Origin of the sequence: Saccharibacillus deserti (assembly GCF_013618475.1) — a bacterium.
Taxonomy (GTDB): domain Bacteria; phylum Bacillota; class Bacilli; order Paenibacillales; family Paenibacillaceae; genus Saccharibacillus; species Saccharibacillus deserti.
In genome coordinates this window covers 695,727-713,277 of the sequence record NZ_JABJVN010000002.1, presented here as the reverse complement: position 1 = coordinate 713,277, position 17,551 = coordinate 695,727, and the positions used below count along the sequence as shown (strand labels likewise).

At 56.6% G+C, this 17,551-nt stretch carries 18 protein-coding genes; 4 read left to right on the top strand and 14 right to left on the bottom strand.

What is annotated here, in order from left to right; all coding sequences use genetic code 11:
- Positions 1-17 precede the first annotated feature (17 nt).
- Positions 18-896: a YwqG family protein gene (locus tag HOP44_RS09265; protein WP_172252645.1), complete on the bottom strand. Its 879-nt coding sequence runs from the start codon at positions 894-896 to the stop codon at positions 18-20.
- 184 nt (positions 897-1,080) lie between these two features.
- Between HOP44_RS09265 and HOP44_RS09260 the strand changes: the two genes are divergently transcribed.
- Positions 1,081-2,394: an MFS transporter gene (locus HOP44_RS09260; RefSeq protein WP_425501842.1), complete on the top strand. Its 1,314-nt coding sequence runs from the start codon at positions 1,081-1,083 to the stop codon at positions 2,392-2,394.
- A gap of 131 nt (positions 2,395-2,525) precedes the next feature.
- On the opposite strand, the gene HOP44_RS09255 is transcribed toward HOP44_RS09260, so the two are convergent.
- Positions 2,526-3,587 (bottom strand): ABC transporter ATP-binding protein, encoded by a 1,062-nt coding sequence (locus tag HOP44_RS09255; protein ID WP_216667511.1) that lies wholly within the window; start codon positions 3,585-3,587, stop codon positions 2,526-2,528.
- A gap of 298 nt (positions 3,588-3,885) precedes the next feature.
- Here HOP44_RS09255 and glsA point away from each other — a divergent pair, with 298 nt between their 5' ends.
- The gene (gene glsA / locus HOP44_RS09250; RefSeq protein ID WP_172252641.1) at positions 3,886-4,833 is read left to right on the top strand and encodes a glutaminase A; all 948 of its coding nucleotides are present in this window, start codon (positions 3,886-3,888) and stop codon (positions 4,831-4,833) included.
- A 75-nt stretch (positions 4,834-4,908) separates the two neighbouring features.
- On the opposite strand, the gene HOP44_RS09245 is transcribed toward glsA, so the two are convergent.
- The 4 genes from HOP44_RS09245 to HOP44_RS09230 form a co-directional block, all read right to left on the bottom strand.
- Positions 4,909-6,468, bottom strand: a complete 1,560-nt coding sequence (locus tag HOP44_RS09245) for a 2-isopropylmalate synthase (RefSeq protein ID WP_172252639.1) — start codon at positions 6,466-6,468, stop codon at positions 4,909-4,911.
- Positions 6,469-7,271: 803 nt separating this feature from the next.
- A complete protein-coding gene (locus tag HOP44_RS09240) occupies positions 7,272-7,565 on the bottom strand; it encodes an antibiotic biosynthesis monooxygenase family protein (protein WP_172252637.1) in 294 nt (97 codons plus the stop codon).
- 117 nt (positions 7,566-7,682) lie between these two features.
- Positions 7,683-8,273: a histidine phosphatase family protein gene (locus tag HOP44_RS09235; RefSeq protein WP_172252635.1), complete on the bottom strand. Its 591-nt coding sequence runs from the start codon at positions 8,271-8,273 to the stop codon at positions 7,683-7,685.
- Positions 8,270-9,307 carry an HD domain-containing protein gene (locus HOP44_RS09230; RefSeq protein ID WP_172252633.1) on the bottom strand — a complete coding sequence of 346 codons (1,038 nt, stop codon included), beginning with the start codon at positions 9,305-9,307 and terminating at the stop codon, positions 8,270-8,272. Before HOP44_RS09230 ends, HOP44_RS09235 begins: the two co-directional genes overlap by 4 nt.
- A gap of 229 nt (positions 9,308-9,536) precedes the next feature.
- On the opposite strand from HOP44_RS09230, the gene HOP44_RS09225 reads away from it, so the two are divergent.
- Entirely contained in the window at positions 9,537-10,181 is a 645-nt protein-coding gene (locus HOP44_RS09225; RefSeq protein WP_172252631.1) for a TVP38/TMEM64 family protein, read from the top strand.
- Between the two features lie 93 nt (positions 10,182-10,274).
- A complete protein-coding gene (gene ymzB, locus HOP44_RS09220; protein ID WP_172252629.1) occupies positions 10,275-10,622 on the top strand; it encodes a protein YmzB in 348 nt (115 codons plus the stop codon).
- Between the two features lie 106 nt (positions 10,623-10,728).
- Here the strand turns inward: ymzB and HOP44_RS09215 are convergent, their stop codons facing one another.
- The 8 genes from HOP44_RS09215 to HOP44_RS09180 all read right to left on the bottom strand — a co-directional run bounded on the left by HOP44_RS09215 (position 10,729) and on the right by HOP44_RS09180 (position 17,529).
- On the bottom strand, positions 10,729-11,478 hold the full coding sequence (locus HOP44_RS09215) for a DUF2785 domain-containing protein (protein ID WP_172252627.1): 750 nt from the start codon (positions 11,476-11,478) through the stop codon (positions 10,729-10,731).
- A gap of 230 nt (positions 11,479-11,708) precedes the next feature.
- Positions 11,709-11,969 (bottom strand): AbrB/MazE/SpoVT family DNA-binding domain-containing protein, encoded by a 261-nt coding sequence (locus HOP44_RS09210; RefSeq protein WP_216667510.1) that lies wholly within the window; start codon positions 11,967-11,969, stop codon positions 11,709-11,711.
- Between the two features lie 410 nt (positions 11,970-12,379).
- Positions 12,380-12,841, bottom strand: a complete 462-nt coding sequence (locus tag HOP44_RS09205; protein WP_172252625.1) for a GNAT family N-acetyltransferase — start codon at positions 12,839-12,841, stop codon at positions 12,380-12,382.
- 276 nt (positions 12,842-13,117) lie between these two features.
- Entirely contained in the window at positions 13,118-13,540 is a 423-nt protein-coding gene (locus HOP44_RS09200; protein ID WP_181286070.1) for a hypothetical protein, read from the bottom strand.
- A 133-nt stretch (positions 13,541-13,673) separates the two neighbouring features.
- On the bottom strand, positions 13,674-14,153 hold the full coding sequence (gene fur / locus HOP44_RS09195) for a ferric iron uptake transcriptional regulator (RefSeq protein WP_281358040.1): 480 nt from the start codon (positions 14,151-14,153) through the stop codon (positions 13,674-13,676).
- A gap of 263 nt (positions 14,154-14,416) precedes the next feature.
- A complete protein-coding gene (locus tag HOP44_RS09190; RefSeq protein ID WP_172252623.1) occupies positions 14,417-15,940 on the bottom strand; it encodes an NAD(P)H-binding protein in 1,524 nt (507 codons plus the stop codon).
- 224 nt (positions 15,941-16,164) lie between these two features.
- Positions 16,165-16,896 (bottom strand): metallophosphoesterase family protein, encoded by a 732-nt coding sequence (locus tag HOP44_RS09185; protein WP_172252621.1) that lies wholly within the window; start codon positions 16,894-16,896, stop codon positions 16,165-16,167.
- 51 nt (positions 16,897-16,947) lie between these two features.
- Entirely contained in the window at positions 16,948-17,529 is a 582-nt protein-coding gene (locus tag HOP44_RS09180) for a GNAT family N-acetyltransferase (protein WP_172252619.1), read from the bottom strand.
- Between the last annotated feature and the right edge of the window lie 22 nt (positions 17,530-17,551).

Below are 17,551 nucleotides of genomic sequence, written 5' to 3'. Positions count from 1 at the left end.
CGTTCCTCCTTGAATGGTCAGCTCGAATAATAAGCACAATACGTACGGTCGAAGCGGCCGGCCAGCAGATCCTCCCTGCGTATAAAATAATGCAGCACGCCCGCGTCTCCCCACATAAAGCCGATGTCGTCGTCCGATTCGATCTCCGCCAGCATCACGATATCGGCCACCTCGCGCCTCGCAAGCTCTTCGCTGCCCAACGTCAAGGTCAAACGGGCGATCGCTTCGTCGGGAGAGTAGGTCTCTTCGCAGCCAAACAGCGACAGCGCGGCCAGATACTCGTCGTCGCCGTGTTGGCCTTCGGCATAGCCGAACATACGGACCACTTCTTTTTTCGAGTCTCCCCGGATACTGAAACTGATCTCTTCGTATTCTTCCCAACCGTGCTCGTCGTCTTCGACCGCCTCTTCGTCCACATAAGAGTAACTCGGCAGCTGCAGCGAAGCGCCCGCTTTCAGCAGGTAGGGATGATAAGGCCCGAAGTCTTCTTCAAACGAAAGTTTTCCAGGAGCCGCGGTGCGCTTTGCGCTTCCCATTTCTTCCGCCGCCGCGTGCAGCACGCGGTGTTCGGTTTCCAGCCCGTAATCTCCGACAAAAAAGAACAGCATGCCGTCGGCCGGCAGGCGGTTCTCCGCATCCTGCAGCTCGGCCAGATTCAGCTGCAGCACGAACGACATCAGAAGACCGTCCGAATCGACCGGCCATTCCAGCGAATCCGGCAGATCCGGTTCTCCACCGACCCGCGAACCGCCTGTTTGTGCATACGGTTCCGGTCCGGTCTTCGTCCATACGACCGTTTGTTTGATTGTGCGGCGCAGATAATCGGCCGCATGCGCAAAACCGTGTTCTTCGATCGCCTGTTCCAGACGGCTGCGATTGTGCTCGGTCAGTCCCATCTTCCATCCCCACTTTCGTTCGTTCCGATTTCTTTCCCATTATAAACGATGGACAAGCGGGAAATCTAACCGACAGTCCGATCCGTAAGTGCTTTAAAGCTCTTACGGATCTCCGCGCTTCCTTCCCCCTTTTCTCCCGAACTGGTAAAATAGAAAAGTCATGTTCAAAAAAGGAGGTCCTCACTTGGAATCGTTCAGGCGCATGACGGCCGGAATTGCCGGCTGGCCGCGCAACGTCAAACTGTTTTTCGCCGCCAACCTGCTGTATCAGATCGGAGGCGGCATGTTTTCCGTCTTGTACAACCTTTATATTCAGGGAATCGGCTACGGCGATGCCATGAACGGCCGCGTCGTCAGTATCCAGTCGTTGGCGACGGCCTGCATTTTCATTCCGATCGGCTTGTTCGGCGACCGCTTGAGCCGCAAGATGCTGCTGGTGGTCGGAGCCCTGCTCAGCGGCGTCTTCTTTGCCCTGCGCGCCTTGGCCGAAGCGGAGCCGCTGCTGCTGGTTCTTGCCGTCTGCTCCGGTATATTCGCCGCTTTCTTCCAGGTATTGGCTATTCCGTTCCTGGCCGAAAATGTTAAAAAGTCGCAGCGGCTGGCCCTATTCAGTGCCTATTCGTCGCTGATGCTGGCCGCGCAGGTACTCGGAAGCATGGGCGGCGGCGTGCTTGCCGATTCCCTGCAGCATGCAGGTTTCGAGCGGGTAGCCAGCCTGCGCTTCACGTTGTTTGCGGGAGGGATCGCAACGCTTGCCGCTTTTGTCCCCATGCTGTTTATCCGCGAAGACCGCAGGCAGTCGGAACCGCCGAAGACTCCGCTTGCGGCGGGAAGCGGCGGCTCGGCCGGTTCCGAGCCGGCCGCTTCGCCGGTTTCTTCCTCCAAGGTGGACGAAGCGCAGGAGCGCAGCGGGCGGATCATCTTTTGGTTTGTTCTCGCCCAGCTTCCGATCGGCCTTGGCTCGGGGCTGGTCGTTCCTTACCTGAATCTGTACTTCACCAACCGTTTCGATGTGTCGTTGACCGCCATGAGCCTGCTGATCTCGCTTGGCCAGATCATGACGATCATTTCCATGCTGATCGGCCCGTCTCTGTCGAGAAAGGTCGGTCCGGTCCGTGCGGTCGTCTTGTTCCAGATGCTGTCGCTGCCGTTCCTGCTGACGACCGGATTCACGAACATACTGCTGATCGCTTCTGTCGCTTTCCTGTTCCGACAGGCGCTGATGAATGCGGCCAACCCGATCCAGTCCGCCGTCATGGTCGACCGGATTCCGGACAGCAAGCGCAGTCTGGCCAACTCGCTGACCCAGACGGCTTTTATGCTCGGATGGGCCAGTATGGGACCGGTGCAGTCTTATCTCGTCACAACGTACGGCGACTATTGGGGATATGCGATTACATTCAGCATCACCGGCGCTTTGTATGTCAGCGCTTCGCTGCTGTATTACTTCAAGTTCAGAGAACCGGGAACCCGCCGGGCGAAGACTGCGCTCCGTTAAGTCGGCTCGCTTTTCCGCCTGCCTGCGGGCCGGCCTTTGCCCTGCCGCCTGTTTCCAAGCAAAAAAGGGATGAAACCGAAGACTTTCGGTTTCATCCCTTTTGTTCGTGCATGATCGGTACGGCTTCGGTCTTAGGCTTGGACCAGAACCGGAGTGGCATAAGCGTTATCCAGCTTCCGCTGGCGGCGCTGTACCGCTTCCGGCGGCGTAACCGTCGGAGCATCCGGATGGAGAAGCCAGGATTTGACGAAATGAGTATCGGATACCTGGAACATCGGAGGCTCCTTCTCGAAGTCGATCTTCATGGCGTAGTTGCTGCGCAAAGCGAACGCGTCGCCGATCGGCGGGTGCAGCAGATCCGGAGGCGTGCCCGGAATGGCGTTCAGTTTCTGTTCGCCGTTGCTGTCGAGCGCAGGCATCGAGGAGAGCAGTCCCCAGGTATACGGGTGGCGAGGGTCGTAGAAGATCTCGGCAGCCGTTCCCATTTCCACGATCTGGCCGGCATACATAACCGCTACGCGGTCGGCCATTTTGGCAACAACGCCAAGGTCGTGGGTAATGAAGATGATGGCCGTACCGATCTTCGCCTGCAGATCCTTCATCAATTCGAGGATCTGCGCCTGGATGGTAACGTCGAGTGCCGTCGTCGGTTCGTCGGCGATCAGCAGCTTCGGATTGGCGGCAAGGGCCATGGCAATGACGACACGCTGACGCATACCGCCGGAGAATTCGTGCGGATACTGGGTGAAGCGTTTTTCCGCGTTCGGAATGCCGACCAGTTTCAGCAGTTCCAGACCGCGCGCGCGCGCGGCGGCTCCGGAAATCTTCTCGTGCGTGAACAGTACCTCGGTGATCTGCTTGCCGACTTTCATGGTCGGATTCAGCGAAGTCATCGGATCCTGGAAGATCATGCCGATCTCTTTGCCGCGCATTTTCTGCATTTGGTTTTGCGTTTTTTTGATCAGATCCTGGCCTTCGAACAGAATTTGTCCGCGTTTGTACTGACCCTGCGGTTCCGGTACGAGCTTCATGATCGCTTGGGACGTCACACTTTTGCCCGAACCCGATTCGCCTACGATTGCCAGCGTCTCGCCTTTGTTCAGATGGAAGTTAACGCCTCGGATGGCCTGAACTTCGCCGGCGCGCGTTTTGAATGAAATCGCCAAATCTTTGACTTCGAGAAGTCTCTCCATTATCTCCACTCCCTATAAAGCCCGTTCGCGAAGGAACGGGCGGTTTGTCGCTTTTCGCATATCGTTCTTGAGAGTTGTCCGCCTGGGCGCACGCCGCTTTTCCGAACGTTTGGGTCTGATTTGCGGAACATTGTTCCACGAAACCGTATATAATATTGTAACTGCTCGGATAACTGGCAGTCAAGCAGACATTAGATGTCAGGTGTCTATGCCCGAGAGACTGCGGTATGATAAAACCACGACGGAAGCAGCCGGAAAACGACGGCCGAAATCGAACCGATTCCAAGGAGAGATGTCCATGATAAACAAAGAAGCGCGATTGGCGGAAGTCCGGCAGTTTCTGCCGGAGTGGCTGGAACACAGCCGCAAGCAGGCTGATCTCGGAGAAGTGGCTTCCTATATCCCCGAATTGTCCAAAGCGCGGGCGGATGCACTGGGCATTCACCTGCTCGATCTCAGCGGCGAATCCGCTTCGGCCGGCGACTGCGGCACAACCTTTACGCTGCAGAGCATTTCCAAGGTATTTACGCTTATTCTGGCTTTGATGGATAACGGAGAAGAAGCCGTATTCGGCCGTGTCGGCATGGAACCGACCGGAGACAACTTCAATTCGATGCTCAAGCTGGAACTGGTCCGCCCGGGCATTCCGTTCAACCCGCTGATCAATGCCGGAGCCATTACCGTTTCTTCCATGATCAAAGGCTCTTCGCCGGAAGAGAAATCCGCGCGCATCCTGGAATTTTTCCGTCGTCTGTCGGGCGGAAGTGCGCTGCAGGTCAATGAAGCGGTTTACCGTTCCGAATTCGAAACGGGCAACCTCAACCGTTCCATCAGCTATTTTCTTGTAGAGAACGGCGTGCTGGACGGAGGCGTGGAAGAAGTCTTGTCCGTTTATTTCCGCCACTGCTCGATCGAAGCCACCTGCCGCGACCTGGCCCGGATGGCGCTTGTGCTGGCCGATGACGGCACCGATCCGTTGAGCGGCGAAGAACTGATTCCCCGCCGCTACGTCCAGATCGCCAAGACCTTCATGATTACCTGCGGCATGTACAACGCCTCCGGCGAATTCGCCATCAAAGCCGGACTGCCGGCCAAAAGCGGCGTTTCCGGCGGTATTCTGACTTTTGTCCCCGGCGCACTGGGCATCGGCGTCATCGGCCCCGCCCTGAACGCCAAAGGCAACAGCAGCGCGGGTGTGCACCTGCTTGAACGGCTCTCGCAGCGGATGGACTGGAGTCTGTTCTAAACCCCGATTCGGCGCCGCTTCTTTTGTCCGGTGCCAGCGCAGCCTCCCGGATAAAAGCGGGCCGGCCGTTCGCCTCTAGGAAACGGTCGTTTCCGCCCCCTTCCTGGCCTGCGACCTCGCTTCTCTGACCGCCCGGTTGCAGGCGGCCATATACGCTTCGGCCGCGGCCAGCAAAATGTCGCGGTTCGTTGCCGTGCCTCGATGCAGCAGGCCGCCCAAGCGGACGGTGACTCCGGCTTCTCCGGCCGATGTCTCGCCGGAAGAAACGGAATACAGCTCCAGATCCGCAAACTCGATCGGTTCCGGCACGGCGCTGCGGATCGCATCGACCGCCGCTTCGACCGGTCCTTCGCCGCTGCCCGTATAGACTTCTTCGCGTCCGCTGGCATTGTCGCGAATTTTGCAGGAAGCGGCCCGATGGGTGCCGCTGCCGGCTGCGAACTGAACTTCGCCCAGCGTGTACGGCTCGAGTGCCCGATCTACGGCCTGCCCGGCCAACTGCAGCAGTTCGTGATCGTGGACCGTTTTTTGGGCGTCGGCTTTTTCCTTGAATGCGGCGTAGAACGTTTCCAGCTGCTCGGCGTTCAGTTCGATCCCGAATTCTTCTACCCGGTGGCGCAGCGCATGGCGTCCCGAATGCTTGCCCAGCACGATCATGCTGCGGGGAATTCCCAACCGTTCGGGATCCATGATCTCATACGTGCTGCGGTTCTTGAGCAGTCCGTCCTGATGGATCCCCGCTTCGTGCTGGAACGCATTGCGGCCGACGATCGGTTTGTTGAACGCAATCGGCGAACCCGTCATCCGGCTGACCATCTGCGAAGCCGCGTAAATCTCTTCCAGCCGAATCCCCGTTGCAACGCCGAATTGTTCCCCCCGCGTGGCCAGCGCCATCGTCAGTTCTTCCAGCGAGCAGTTGCCCGCACGCTCGCCGATCCCGTTCACCGTTACTTCGACATGCGTGACTCCCGCCTTGACCGCGGCCAGGCTGTTGGCTACGGCCAATCCCAGATCGTTGTGGCAGTGGGCGCTGAACTCGACCCGGTCGCTGCCGCGTACGCTTTGCATCACCCGGGTAAACATCGCTCCATACTCTTCCGGCAGCGCGAAACCGACCGTATCCGGAATATTCAGGATCGTCGCCCCTTCTTCGATCACCGCCTCCAGCACTTCGAACAGAAATTCGTCGCCGGTCCGTGTCGCATCCATCGGCGAAAATTCGATTTCGTCCGCGAATCCTTTGGCGTAAGCGACCATTTCCCTCGCCAAGCGGACGACTTCCGCACGCGTTTTTTTCAACTGGAAGTCCAAATGAATCGTCGACGACGACAAAAACAGATGCAGCCGTCTGCGCTGCGCATCTTCCGTCGCCCGGACCGCCGCATCGATATCGGCTTTGACCGCCCGGGCGAAACCGCAAATTTCGACACCGCCGATTTCGCGCGAAATCCGCTGCACCGCCCGGAAATCGCCGGGACTCGAAATCGGGAACCCCGGCTCGATCGTATCGACGCCCAGGCGTGCCAGCTGGTGGGCCAGCTTTACCTTTTGTTCCACATCAAGCGAAGCGCCCGGCGCCTGCTCTCCGTCTCTGAGCGTCGTGTCGAAAATTTTGACTTTCCTTGGTTCTGTCATCTGGTTTCGCCTCCGATTGGACCGTTTCCGGCCGGAATATTGGGGTGTTTCACGTCCCTTGCGTGCATGTTCGATGTATGCAAAAAGACCCGTCGTCTCTTGGATCAAGAGACGACGGGCCTGGGCCGCCGCGGTACCACTCTCGTTGATCTTCGCGCTGCGCAAAGACCCGCTTGAACCCCCGATAACGGCGGGGCCGGCCGGTCGGCTTGAATCCGGCGAAGTCCGCTTTGGACTTCAGGCCGGAATTCGGCTTCCTCGCTCCCGGGCGAGTTCGGATCGGGCGAATACCGCATTGCACCTTTTCTGCGGCTCTCTGCAAAACGCCCGTCTCCTACTGCTCCCGTTCATCGCATTTCTTCGTATTCGATCGTTTCCGATACGCCTTGCTTCCATGCTTCTCCAATGCGGCGTACGCAAAAAAAGCCTGTCGTCTCTTGTTCAAGAGACGACAGGCTTTGCTGTCGCGGTACCACTCTCGTTGATTATTGCCCGCCCGTCTTGGTCTCGGCTGCTGCCGATTCCGGTTCGGACGAAGCGCAAATCCGCTCGTCGGCCCTCTCACGTGGGCGAATCCGTTCGCGCTTGCGTCTCCTTCACGGCTTCTCGCCGCATAGGACCGCTGGGCCCGACCGCTTCCGGGTGAGTTCATCGGTTCATGCCGGCTGCGTCGCACCTTGGTTCGCAGCTCTCTGGACGGCTGTTCCGGTTACTGATCCCGTTCATTGCGTTTTGATTTGGTGCCATTGTAATCCGGTTTCAAGAAGTCTGTCAACCCCGATTTCCCCTTGAGGTTCGGCTTATCAAGGATACACGCGGGCGAAATGCTCTACGGTCGGAAAAGGATCGTAATAGCCGTGCAGCAGCTTTTTCCACTCCAGATACTGCGGGGAACCGCGGAATCCTTCGGTATGGTCTTCAAGCTTCGCCCAGCGGACAAGCAGCAGATATTTATGATCGTCTTCCAGGCACTTTTGCAGTTCGTGTCCCTCGTAGCCCGGGATCTGGCTGATCCAAGTCGACGCTTGGCGGAAATCGCGTTCAAACGCCTGCGTTCTGCCAGGTTTCACTTGAAGCATGGCCGATTCCAGAATCATGGCGCTCATCCCCTTTGCGTTTACGCCAGTATAGCAAATTTCCCGTTTGCGTCAATGGCAGCGGGGCGGGCCCGGGGCCTATCGCGCAGTCTATGCAGAATCCGAACCCGTATGTCTTCAATCGCAGCGAATCCGTTCGACCCCGCTGTATAGGCCTTGGTTAAAAAACGCACAGTATACGTCGGGCATGGACAGCCGCTGCCAGAATTCGAAACCGAATTCCGGAGCGAATCCGTTCAGCATAAGCGTCAGAATATCGCCGTGCGTCCCGATCGCGATCCGCTGCCCGGCATGGTTGTGCAGCAGTTCGCGAAGAACGGGCATCGCTCTTCCCGCTGCTGCCCGGCTGCTCTCGCCGCCCGGCGGGCAGTAATCGAAATCCGCGTAACATCGCGCTTTCTCTTCCAGAAAACCGGCTGCACCGAGATCCCGACTTCCCGAGACGAGGCGTTCTTGCAGACCCTCGAAAAGCAGGGTCGGCTGACCCGCGGATTCGGCAAGCGGCGCGAGGGTATCGATCGCCCGGCGGTACGAACTGGATACGAAGATGCCGATGTTTTCCTGCTCCAGACGAAGCCGTATGTTCTCCGCATCCGCTCTTCCTGCGGCGGACAATCCGCGTTCCAATTCCCTGCCGTGAACATAAGGCGAATGGGCATGCCGGACAAAATACAGCCGGGTCTCTTCGTTCGGCGCTGTTCCGCTCATCGTTCTTCCTCTCCCCAGAAAACGAGATACTCCCCGATCAGACGCTCGACTTCGGCAATGAGCGGGTAAGACGGCAGGCTCCCTGCTTCCTGCCCGTTAGAGATACGGGGCATAGCCAGATAGAGCTTGCTCAGTTTGTGCCGATACGCGTGCGAAGGCGCACCTCCGTCCGCCCGGACGACGCGCAGTTCATGCGGCCGATAGAGCAGCCTCGCCGTCTCTTCGGCCGTAGCCCCGTGCTGCCGGAGCAGAACCAGCAGTTCTTCGTCGGTCAGTTCTCCAAGCTGCGAAGGCGGCAGCCCGCCGGCTTCGATCAAACGGATCGTCAGGGCTCGCAGAACGGCCGCCGGACCGATATTTTCCGCCGAAGCATGATACCGGGCTTCGTGCAGGACCAGCTGCAAAATCAGCTCGGCGGTGTCCGGATCGGCTTCGAGCCGGGAATCCGACAAGCCAAACCCGGACAGCAGTTCAGGCGCGGGCTTGGGCAGAATGCCGAACGCGGCCGCGCTGCGAACCCAGGAATCGAGGTGATCGGCATGCAGCGCCCCGTCTTGGCTTCGCAGCGGATTGGGATGGAACCCTTCGATCAGATCGAAGACTTCAACAAGGTTCAAACCGCGCAGCGCCTGTCGAATCTCGGGAGAATTCCGTTCTTCTTCCGATCGGCGATGATGGTCGAATCCTCCGATGCTTTCCAGCGCGTGGCTGAACGGACCGTGTCCCACGTCATGCAGCAGAGCCGCCGCCCGCAGTTCCGGCCAGTCCGGCGCAAAGTGGGCGATCAAGGCAAACACGCCCAGCGTATGCTGAAGCCGCGTCGAAGTATGCTGCGTATGCAGGGCCGCCGGCCCCGCATGCCGCACATAATGCAGACGGCGCAGCGCGGGTGTACGCAGCAGCGCGGTTTCCGCCGCGCCGAGCTCGGTCGCCGTTCCCCACAGCGGATCCAGCAGAACGTCGGAGTCCGCCATCTGTCCGTACCGGCCCTGCCATCGTCCATCTCGGACGGACATTTTTCCGGGTGTATTCATGTTCTCTCTCCTTCATGGATTTGTCTTGAATTGCATTCTTCCAATCCTACCCTTTTACTCGGCAGCCCGTGAAATGAAGAGGCGCCCACTGCCGAAATATGCCGCCGAACTGCTCCGTGCGCCTCCGCTGCTCGACTTCTTCCGGGCGCATCGCATACAATCGGAGTACAGGTCCGGACCGAATCAAACCCGATTGCCGAATCCCGACGGAAAGGAGCTGCGACGCCGTATGAAAAAATGGATCACGCTTGCCGTCTATGCCGCGGCGCTGCTGCCGATCTTGATCTATCGCCATGAATTGAGAGCACTGATGGAAGACGTTTCGCTCCCGGCCGCCGCCGGTTACGCGCTCGGGTTCCTGTTTGCTTTTTTCCCGGTGCTGCCTTACAAACTGGTCATCGGTTCGCTGGGGTTTCTGTACGGTCCGCTGCCGGGCGCCTTGTTGGCCTGGCTTGCGGTGACTACGGCTTCCCTGCTGCAGTATGTACTCGCCCGCCGTTACTTTCGGGAGCAGGGCCGCGCCGCACTCGCCAGGTTTTCGGGTCTGGAACGGATCGGTCTGCTGATGGAACGCCGGCCGTTTGTAGTGATTCTTGCCGCCCGCCTCGTTCCGCTGCTGCCCCAGGCGCTCGTAAATTTGTATCCCGCCTTTTTGAATATTCGCCCTCTCGTTTATGTCACGGCTTCCGCGCTCGGTAAAATCCCGGCGATGCTCGTATTTGCTTTTGTCGGACAAAGTTTGTTTACCGATCTGCCGAGAACCCTGACGGTATTGGGGGTCTATGCGGGGTTTCTGTTCGCCGTTTACGCGGGTTACCGCTTTTTTTTCCAAAATGCCGACGATTTGTCGACCCACGCCGATGGAGACCGTTAGACGCGTGTTCCCGTTTGCTTGGAGGGTTGGCGGGGTAAATGGAGAGTACGCAGGCGAAGCGGGAAGCTTTGCCGGAAGAAAGGGTGGAACGCCATGGACAAATCTATCGAAACCTTAAGCGAATGGTTGAACGGAAAAACCGGGCAAACTTTGAAGATCGAAAAAAAAGAGAACGGGGATACCGATGTCGTTCACTTCGAACTTGAAGATCTGGGAGAACGGCCCCAGGACAATCCGGTCGACGATTATCTGGAACGCGCCCTGCTGCTGCGCGGTTCGGGCCGTATCTTGAATGCCGAAGACGAATCCGTGCCGCTGCCCGGCGACACGTATGAGATCGTGCTGAACGATCTGGAGATTCTCGGCCAGGAAGAGAACCGGATCGCGCTCAAGAACGACCGGGCGGAGTACGAAGTAAGCCTCGACAAGGCGCAGGACTGACACTTCGGCGGATCAACATAAAGTTGGAAAATAGGTATAGTCCAAACAGAGGCTTCCCTTTAGGAAGCCTCTGTTTGCGATTTCGATTAACAGGGGATGCCTCCGTTCACATCCGTAAATCTGCCGCGTATTCCCTTACCGTTTGGGAGCGAACCCTTTGGGCAGGGTGCTTCTCCAGCCGCTCACTCAGACGCTGCAGGAACAGCTGGGCGTTCACCCTCCATTCTCCGGCAAAAGGCTCGGCTTCCCTGGCGGAAGGCTGCTTTGCGAAACGGCTCAGCCAAGATTCAAATTCCGCTTCGCTGCCGAATTCGTTTATCAGAACGGTTTCGGCCGCCGCGGCTAACCGATCGTCTTCGTCATGGACAAAGATCCGATCGGCGGTCAGCAGCCGCAGGCGGATAGCTTCCAAGATAAGCTGGCGCTCAACCGTACCGGCCCGATTCGACTGTGCCAGATCTTCCAGCGCATCGGCGGTATGCGCAGTGGCATGCGCCCAGCCCCGGCCGCTTTCCGTCACATAACCGCGCAGATCGCGTTCTTCTTTCAGAACACGCAGTACCGCTTTGAAAAGTTCTTTCCACTGCGTTTCGTCCAGAAATGGTTTTTCCCGCTCGGCGGACAGGATGAGCGGAAGCAGAAGCACCGAGAAAGAACGAACAAAGACCGAGTCGGTTCCCGCTTCTCCGATCCGATAGAACAGATGGTTTTCGTCCAAGGCGGTATCCATCAACATCCGCAGCTGCTCGGTCGCAAACACTCCGTCTTGAATCCACTCCGAAAATGAACCATAGATCAATTCATCGCGCAGAACGGGATCGGGATCGCCGATATGTAACAACATATTTTCGATCAAGCTTTCCAACTCTTCGGGTTTCGGCAGGCAAGAAGATTGGCGCAGCTCACCCAGTCTGTTATACAGGGCGTTTCTAGAGTTTTCATTTGTCAGGTTTATATTTAGCCCTCCTTTTCTTTATCTACTCTACCATGCCCCTGCCTCCTCCGCCCGTCAAAAAGCCCGCCGTCTCCCTCTACAGGGATTCGGCGGGCTCTATGAGAAGCGCTCAGGCGCGAATGTTCAAGAAATTACTTGGCTTCGGCTTGGTACATTTCGATCAATTCTTCGATTGCGGTTTTGCTGACCATTTTGCCTTTGAAGTAGACGAGATCTTCGGCTTCGCCCGTGAAGATGCAGGTCGGTGCGTATTTTCTCAAAATAATACGTTCGCCGTCCACGAAAATTTCCAGTCCGTCCTTGATATCGATGCCCATTGTTCTGCGCAGTTCAATCGGAATAACTACCCGTCCCAGTTCGTCTACGCGTCTTACGATCCCTGTTGCTTTCATTGCTATAACTCCCCATTTCATTTAAAATGATAATTGTCGACAAAAGATCGTCGTTATTCGATATTATTCGACATATTGTGCTTGCTTCCACTGTACTCCTCTTTATATATCTTGTCAATATGGAAATTTATACTACGGTAAAATTTTTTTATCTTTTTATTAAAATAAAAAGCGGGGCGCGTATTCGATGCGTTTCGCTTTCTTTTTGCGGGAATTCCACTCTGCCTGCCGCTTTATCGGTATCCATTTTCTATAATTTTCTGGAAAACGATTCGGAACTTTACCCAAACGGATATCGGGCCTGTCCGGGCATGCAAAAAAGCCCTCCGCGGCCGTCCGGTAAGGACGAACCCGCGAAGGACTTGAAAACCCTGGCGCACCTGAGGCGGCAGTCGGGGAAACGTAACGAATCAGGAAGCTCCGGTCTGCGCTTTGAACTCCGGACGAAGCAGATGGACGGTCGCGACCGACCGGCCCGATGCATCCGATTCCGAACGGCCCGTTTCGATAAAACCGACACTTTGATAGAAATCGTATACATCCGGCGTCTGTTCGCCGACGTCGACAGCAAGTTCGCCCCGCTGCGATACGTGATCGAGCAGCATGCCGGCGACTCCTTGTCCCTGATAATGAGGATGAACGACAAGCAGCTCGACTTTCGAACCGTTCATGGCGATAAATCCGGTCAGTTCCCCGCCGAATCGGCTCTGCACGGCATGCAGCTCCAACCGCTCAAGAATTTCTTCCCGGAACAGCCGGGCATAAAACTGAACATCTCCCGGGTCCAGATCGGACAGGGTCCGCCGAACCGACAGCATCCAAATTTCCGTCAACCGATCGTTGTTCTCTTCCGTGCATCTAATGATTTGCATGCGTACATCCTCCTCTTATCCAATAATCGGGTCTTGCTTTTCGACGTCCCAACCTTCCACCGAATGAGAAGACTCCTTCCGCCGCCGCTTTTGAAACCCTACCGCAAGAGTGCGAAAGAATGATATTTGAACAAATATAACACAAATTCTTTTATTCGTCTTGTGATTTTTTTCTCGACCTGCTTTTTTTATAAAAAAGCCCGGCTTAAGAGGATCGGGCGGCGCCGGCAGCCCATACGGTTTCAAGTAGGTTCTTAAACGCCACATTCAGCGGTCTTACTCCTTGTCCAAGGAAAGCGTCCGCTCGCCTGCCGGGAGTTCCGCTCCGGATTCATTCTTCCTTCCTCCGCCCCTTCTTCCTTTTCCGTGCCCCCGATGCCGGCCCTCGCCGGGTTCGCACCCTTCGGGCTTCCCATGCAGTTCAAAAACCTGTACAAACTCCCGAATAATGCCGTCTACCGCTTTCAGTTCGCCCGCGATCACCGGACGGATACTTTCGAACGCCGACTCTTCCAACTGCCCGGCCAGTGTGCTGCGGCGCAGTTCCAGACGCTCCAGAAAATGCAGCGCCCGCCCGCGGCGAAACGTCTGGGCTCCTTCCGAGCGGCCGCGCCGTCCGCTTTCTTCTTTTTCCCTACGGGGTTTATTTGCCGTTTCGATCGCTTGATGCTCTTGTCCGTCTTTGTTTTCCTCACGCATGGCGACATCTCCTTTTTGTATGCTGATGTATACAAATGTATTCATTCAAATGCACGTTGTCAATATTGGGCGAACAAAAAAGAGGCTGCGGCATGCAGCCTCTTCGGGGAAAGCAGAGATTCGATTCATCTTTTCACGAAGCCGTTTCGCAGTGTTTTCGGCACTCGCCGTGTTTGCAGGACGAGAATGTTCCGATAAAATCAAGCCGATGATCCGATACATTGAATCCGTATTCGCGCTTGACCCGCTGTTCCAGCTCGATCAACCAGTCGTCTTGAATTTCTTCCACTTCGCCGCAGATCGAGCAGATCATGTGATGATGCATATGCTCCCGGTCTTTGCTGCGCAAATCGAAACGGGATACCCCGTCGCCGAAATTCATTTTCTCCACCAGATGGAGTTCGGTCAACAATTCCAGAGTCCGATATACCGTGGCCAACCCGATCTCGGGGAACCGTTCTTTTACCCGCATATATACATCTTCGGCGCTCATATGGTCACGTTCGTGTTCAAGCAGAACGCGCATGGTCGCTTCCCGTTGAACCGTCGATTTATATCCTTTGGCGATCATCTGCTGCTTCATGGATTTAAGTTGTTCTTCTACGCTGATCAAGGGTTTCGAACCTCCTTTAGAACTTCCGGGCTGCTTATTCGCCGTTTGGGCGGCTGAAGCTGCTTCGTTTAATTAGAATGATTATAATTTAATAATAACGCAAAGCTGTAGAATGCGCAAAGATTTTTATCACACTGCACCGACAATCTTTTGGGAAGGCCTGCCGCTGCGGTCTTGGCGGACAAAAAAGCGCCTGGCGGCAAATCCGGAACTCGGATCCCGTGCAGGCGCTTGTGTGGATTGATACGGCTGCGGGCAGCCGCTTAAACTCCCGCCTCCGCAGACGAAGGCGTACCGACGGAACCCCCGGACTTTTTGGAGGTGCTGGATTTGCCGAGCGTACCTTTGCGTTCCAGATGTTTGCGGAACAAGAACATGACGGCCAGATGCAGCTTGGCCTGGGTATACTTGTACAAAAACCACGGCATCGCGGGCATATAATCGTGAATCGCTACGACGCAGTCGCTGGAACCCGGGATCATCAGGAATTCAAGACGGCCCGTATGGGCGTCTTTGGAATTGGCGAATATTCCGCCCGTGATCCGGTAGACAGCGCGGTCTTCCCCGCTTTTAACCGGATCGTAGCTCAATTCAAGAATCGGCCGGCTGAAAAAGCGGATAAAAACCTGCGTGACGCCGTCTTCGCTTTTATGCACCCGGATCAGCGGCCCCATTGCCCGACCCAGCCATTCCAGATAATACTCGCCGGCCCACTGGGCATCTTTGCCTTCGGGCAGCGTCACCCGCTGAACCGAACGAACGTCGGATTTTTGGGTGCGTTCCGCTGCCGACTTGGAGCTGCCGCCGGAAGACTCGCTTTTTTGAGCGGCTTGTTCTTCTTTTTTGCGTTTTTCTTCTTCCAGCGATTCTTTGGCGGCTTCTTTGAACGTTTTCTTGCCGTCGCTGATCCCTTCCACTTTGTTCTCCGGATGGGCGACCATCGGATGGATCAGACTCTCGATCAGCGGATACGTCATTTCGCGCGGCTCGCGGGTGATCAGGGTGACCCACAGTCTGGACAGATTGACCGTCAGCAGAGGCAGATCGATAAAGCGCCGCTTGACGCCCATCACTTCGGCCATCTGCTGCATCATTTCCTTGTAACTCATCACGTCCGGGCCTCCCACGTCGATCGCCCGGCCTTTGACTTCTTCGTTGCCGACGCTTTTCTTGAGTGCGTTCAGCACATCGTCCAGCGCAATGGCATGGGTCTGGGTTTGGGTCCAGCTCGGAAGGGGCATCACCGGCAGCCGTTCGACCAGTTTGTGCAGAATCGGAAAGGACGAACCCTGCGGTCCGACAATCAACCCGGCGCGTACGGTGGTAACGGGTACGCCGGACGACTCAAGGATCCGCTGGACTTCCAGGCGGCTTCTTAAGTGGCGCGACAAATTTTCTTCCGGTACGCCGTCGGGCAGAATACCGCTCAGATAAACGATATGGCGGATTCCGTTTTTTCGGGCTGCGCGGGCGAAATGATCGGCCAAGATCGCATCCATGTCTTCGAATTTGCCCTGGGTGAGCTTGGCCGTCGGCATCATCGAATGAATCAAATAAAAAGCGTAATCCGCTCCATGGAGCGATTCCAACGCATCGTCCATCGAATAGAAATCGCAGCTTCTCCATTCCGCATGCTCTTCGTCTTCATGCGAGCTTCCGTGACGGGAAAGGGCGATTACGTCGTAGTCTTCTTTCAGTTTTTGCATCAAATTATGTCCGATATATCCGCTGGCCCCGGTCAAAATGACCTTTGGACGTTCTTGTTTCATCGCTGTCGTTTCTTCCATGTGAACACCTTCTTCGTCTGGGATTTTCCGGGAATGACTTCGAACGCTCCTTGAGGCCGAACAAAAAAAGGAAGCGTGCGTTCGGCCGCCGTTGCTGTTCATTACCCGCTGGACGAAAAAATAACCCGCCATGAGCACTTTCCGTACGGGCGCGAAGATCCGCATCCGTGCAGGGGCTCATAACCGGGCCAAAAAAGAAGTTCATGGTCCAAACCGTACCGGGTTTAATCCGGCAAACCGCGGTAGCGGGCCGTCCGAAGTTCCCGCACGTAAGGAGCGAGCTCGGGCATTCCCGACTCTTCCGCCTGGCGGACCGCCTGTTCGATATCGTAGGGAATCCGCGCGAAAGTCAGATCGAACCGCGTTTTCTTCCGCTCGCCAAGGTCGCCTTCCAAGATTACATACGAGGCCTGGGTCGTATCAAGCGGATTGCCTACGCTGCCCGCATTGAACAGCAGACGGCCGTCCATATGCTGCATATAGGCATTATGGATATCTCCGTAACCCGCAATGTCCGCCGCGACCGGTTCGACGCTGAGGTCCGAAGCTTCGAATAAACTCAGCTTCTCCCGGTAATCGTCCCACGGCTGCACCCGTTCGAACACGCTGCGCGGAGAAGCATGGAACAGCCGCACATACCGGCCGCTTAAGCGAAACTCGATCGAAAAAGGCAGCGCCCGCAAATAATCGAGCCGTTCTTCGCCGAGAAGCCGCTGATGCCACAGCAGCGTCTCGGAATCTGTCGGCCGCGGCAGAAACTGATCCCAGTTCCCCCGGATCGTATGGCGGGAACGCCGGCGGATCAAATCCACGACAAGATCGGAGCTCGGCCCTTTGCCGACCAGATCCCCCAGACAGTAAATCTCTTCGATCCCTCGGCTGTCGATATCGTCCAGCACCGCTTCCAGAGCCGGAAGATTGCCGTGAAGATCCGAGAGAATAGCTATTTTGGTCATCGATAATCCTCCGTTCCTTTCTGTTTTTCGCTGCTCTATGCAGTCGGCCGATTAAAAATCGACACCGCGAATTTTTGCAAACACCTTGTCACTGACAAGCGTTCCGTCTTCTTCTCTCCGCCAGCTGCGCAGAACGCCTTCAAGGGCAAAGCCCGCGCGGACGGCAACCGCCGCGCTTCGCACGTTGCGGTCGTCGCAGCGGATCTCGACCCGGTTCGCTCCCAGTTCATCGGCGGCAAAACGGGTCAGACCGTGAACCGCTTCGGTCACCAGCCCCCGCCCCGCAAAGGAGGTACGCACCCAATAACCGATCTCGAAACGGCGCGCTTCCCAATCGAAGCGGTGCAGACCGCTTGCGCCGAGAATCCGCCCCGTTTCCCGATCCGTCATCAACATCATCAAATCGGTCCGTCCGAGAAACTCCAGACGTTTTTGCCGCATCAGCTTTTCCGTGGCTTCCGGTTCGGGCAGTACTCGGGCGAAAGGCATAAACGGAGCCAGTTCTTGTTGGCTTTCCCGAATGGCCGCATTCAATTCCGCTCCGTCGCCGGGACGCGTCGCCCGAACGATCAGCCGTTCGGTTTCGAACTGCTCGGGGAATTCCAGCATAATCGGATCCACATTCAAACTCATCTTGGTTTCCACTCCCTTTTAA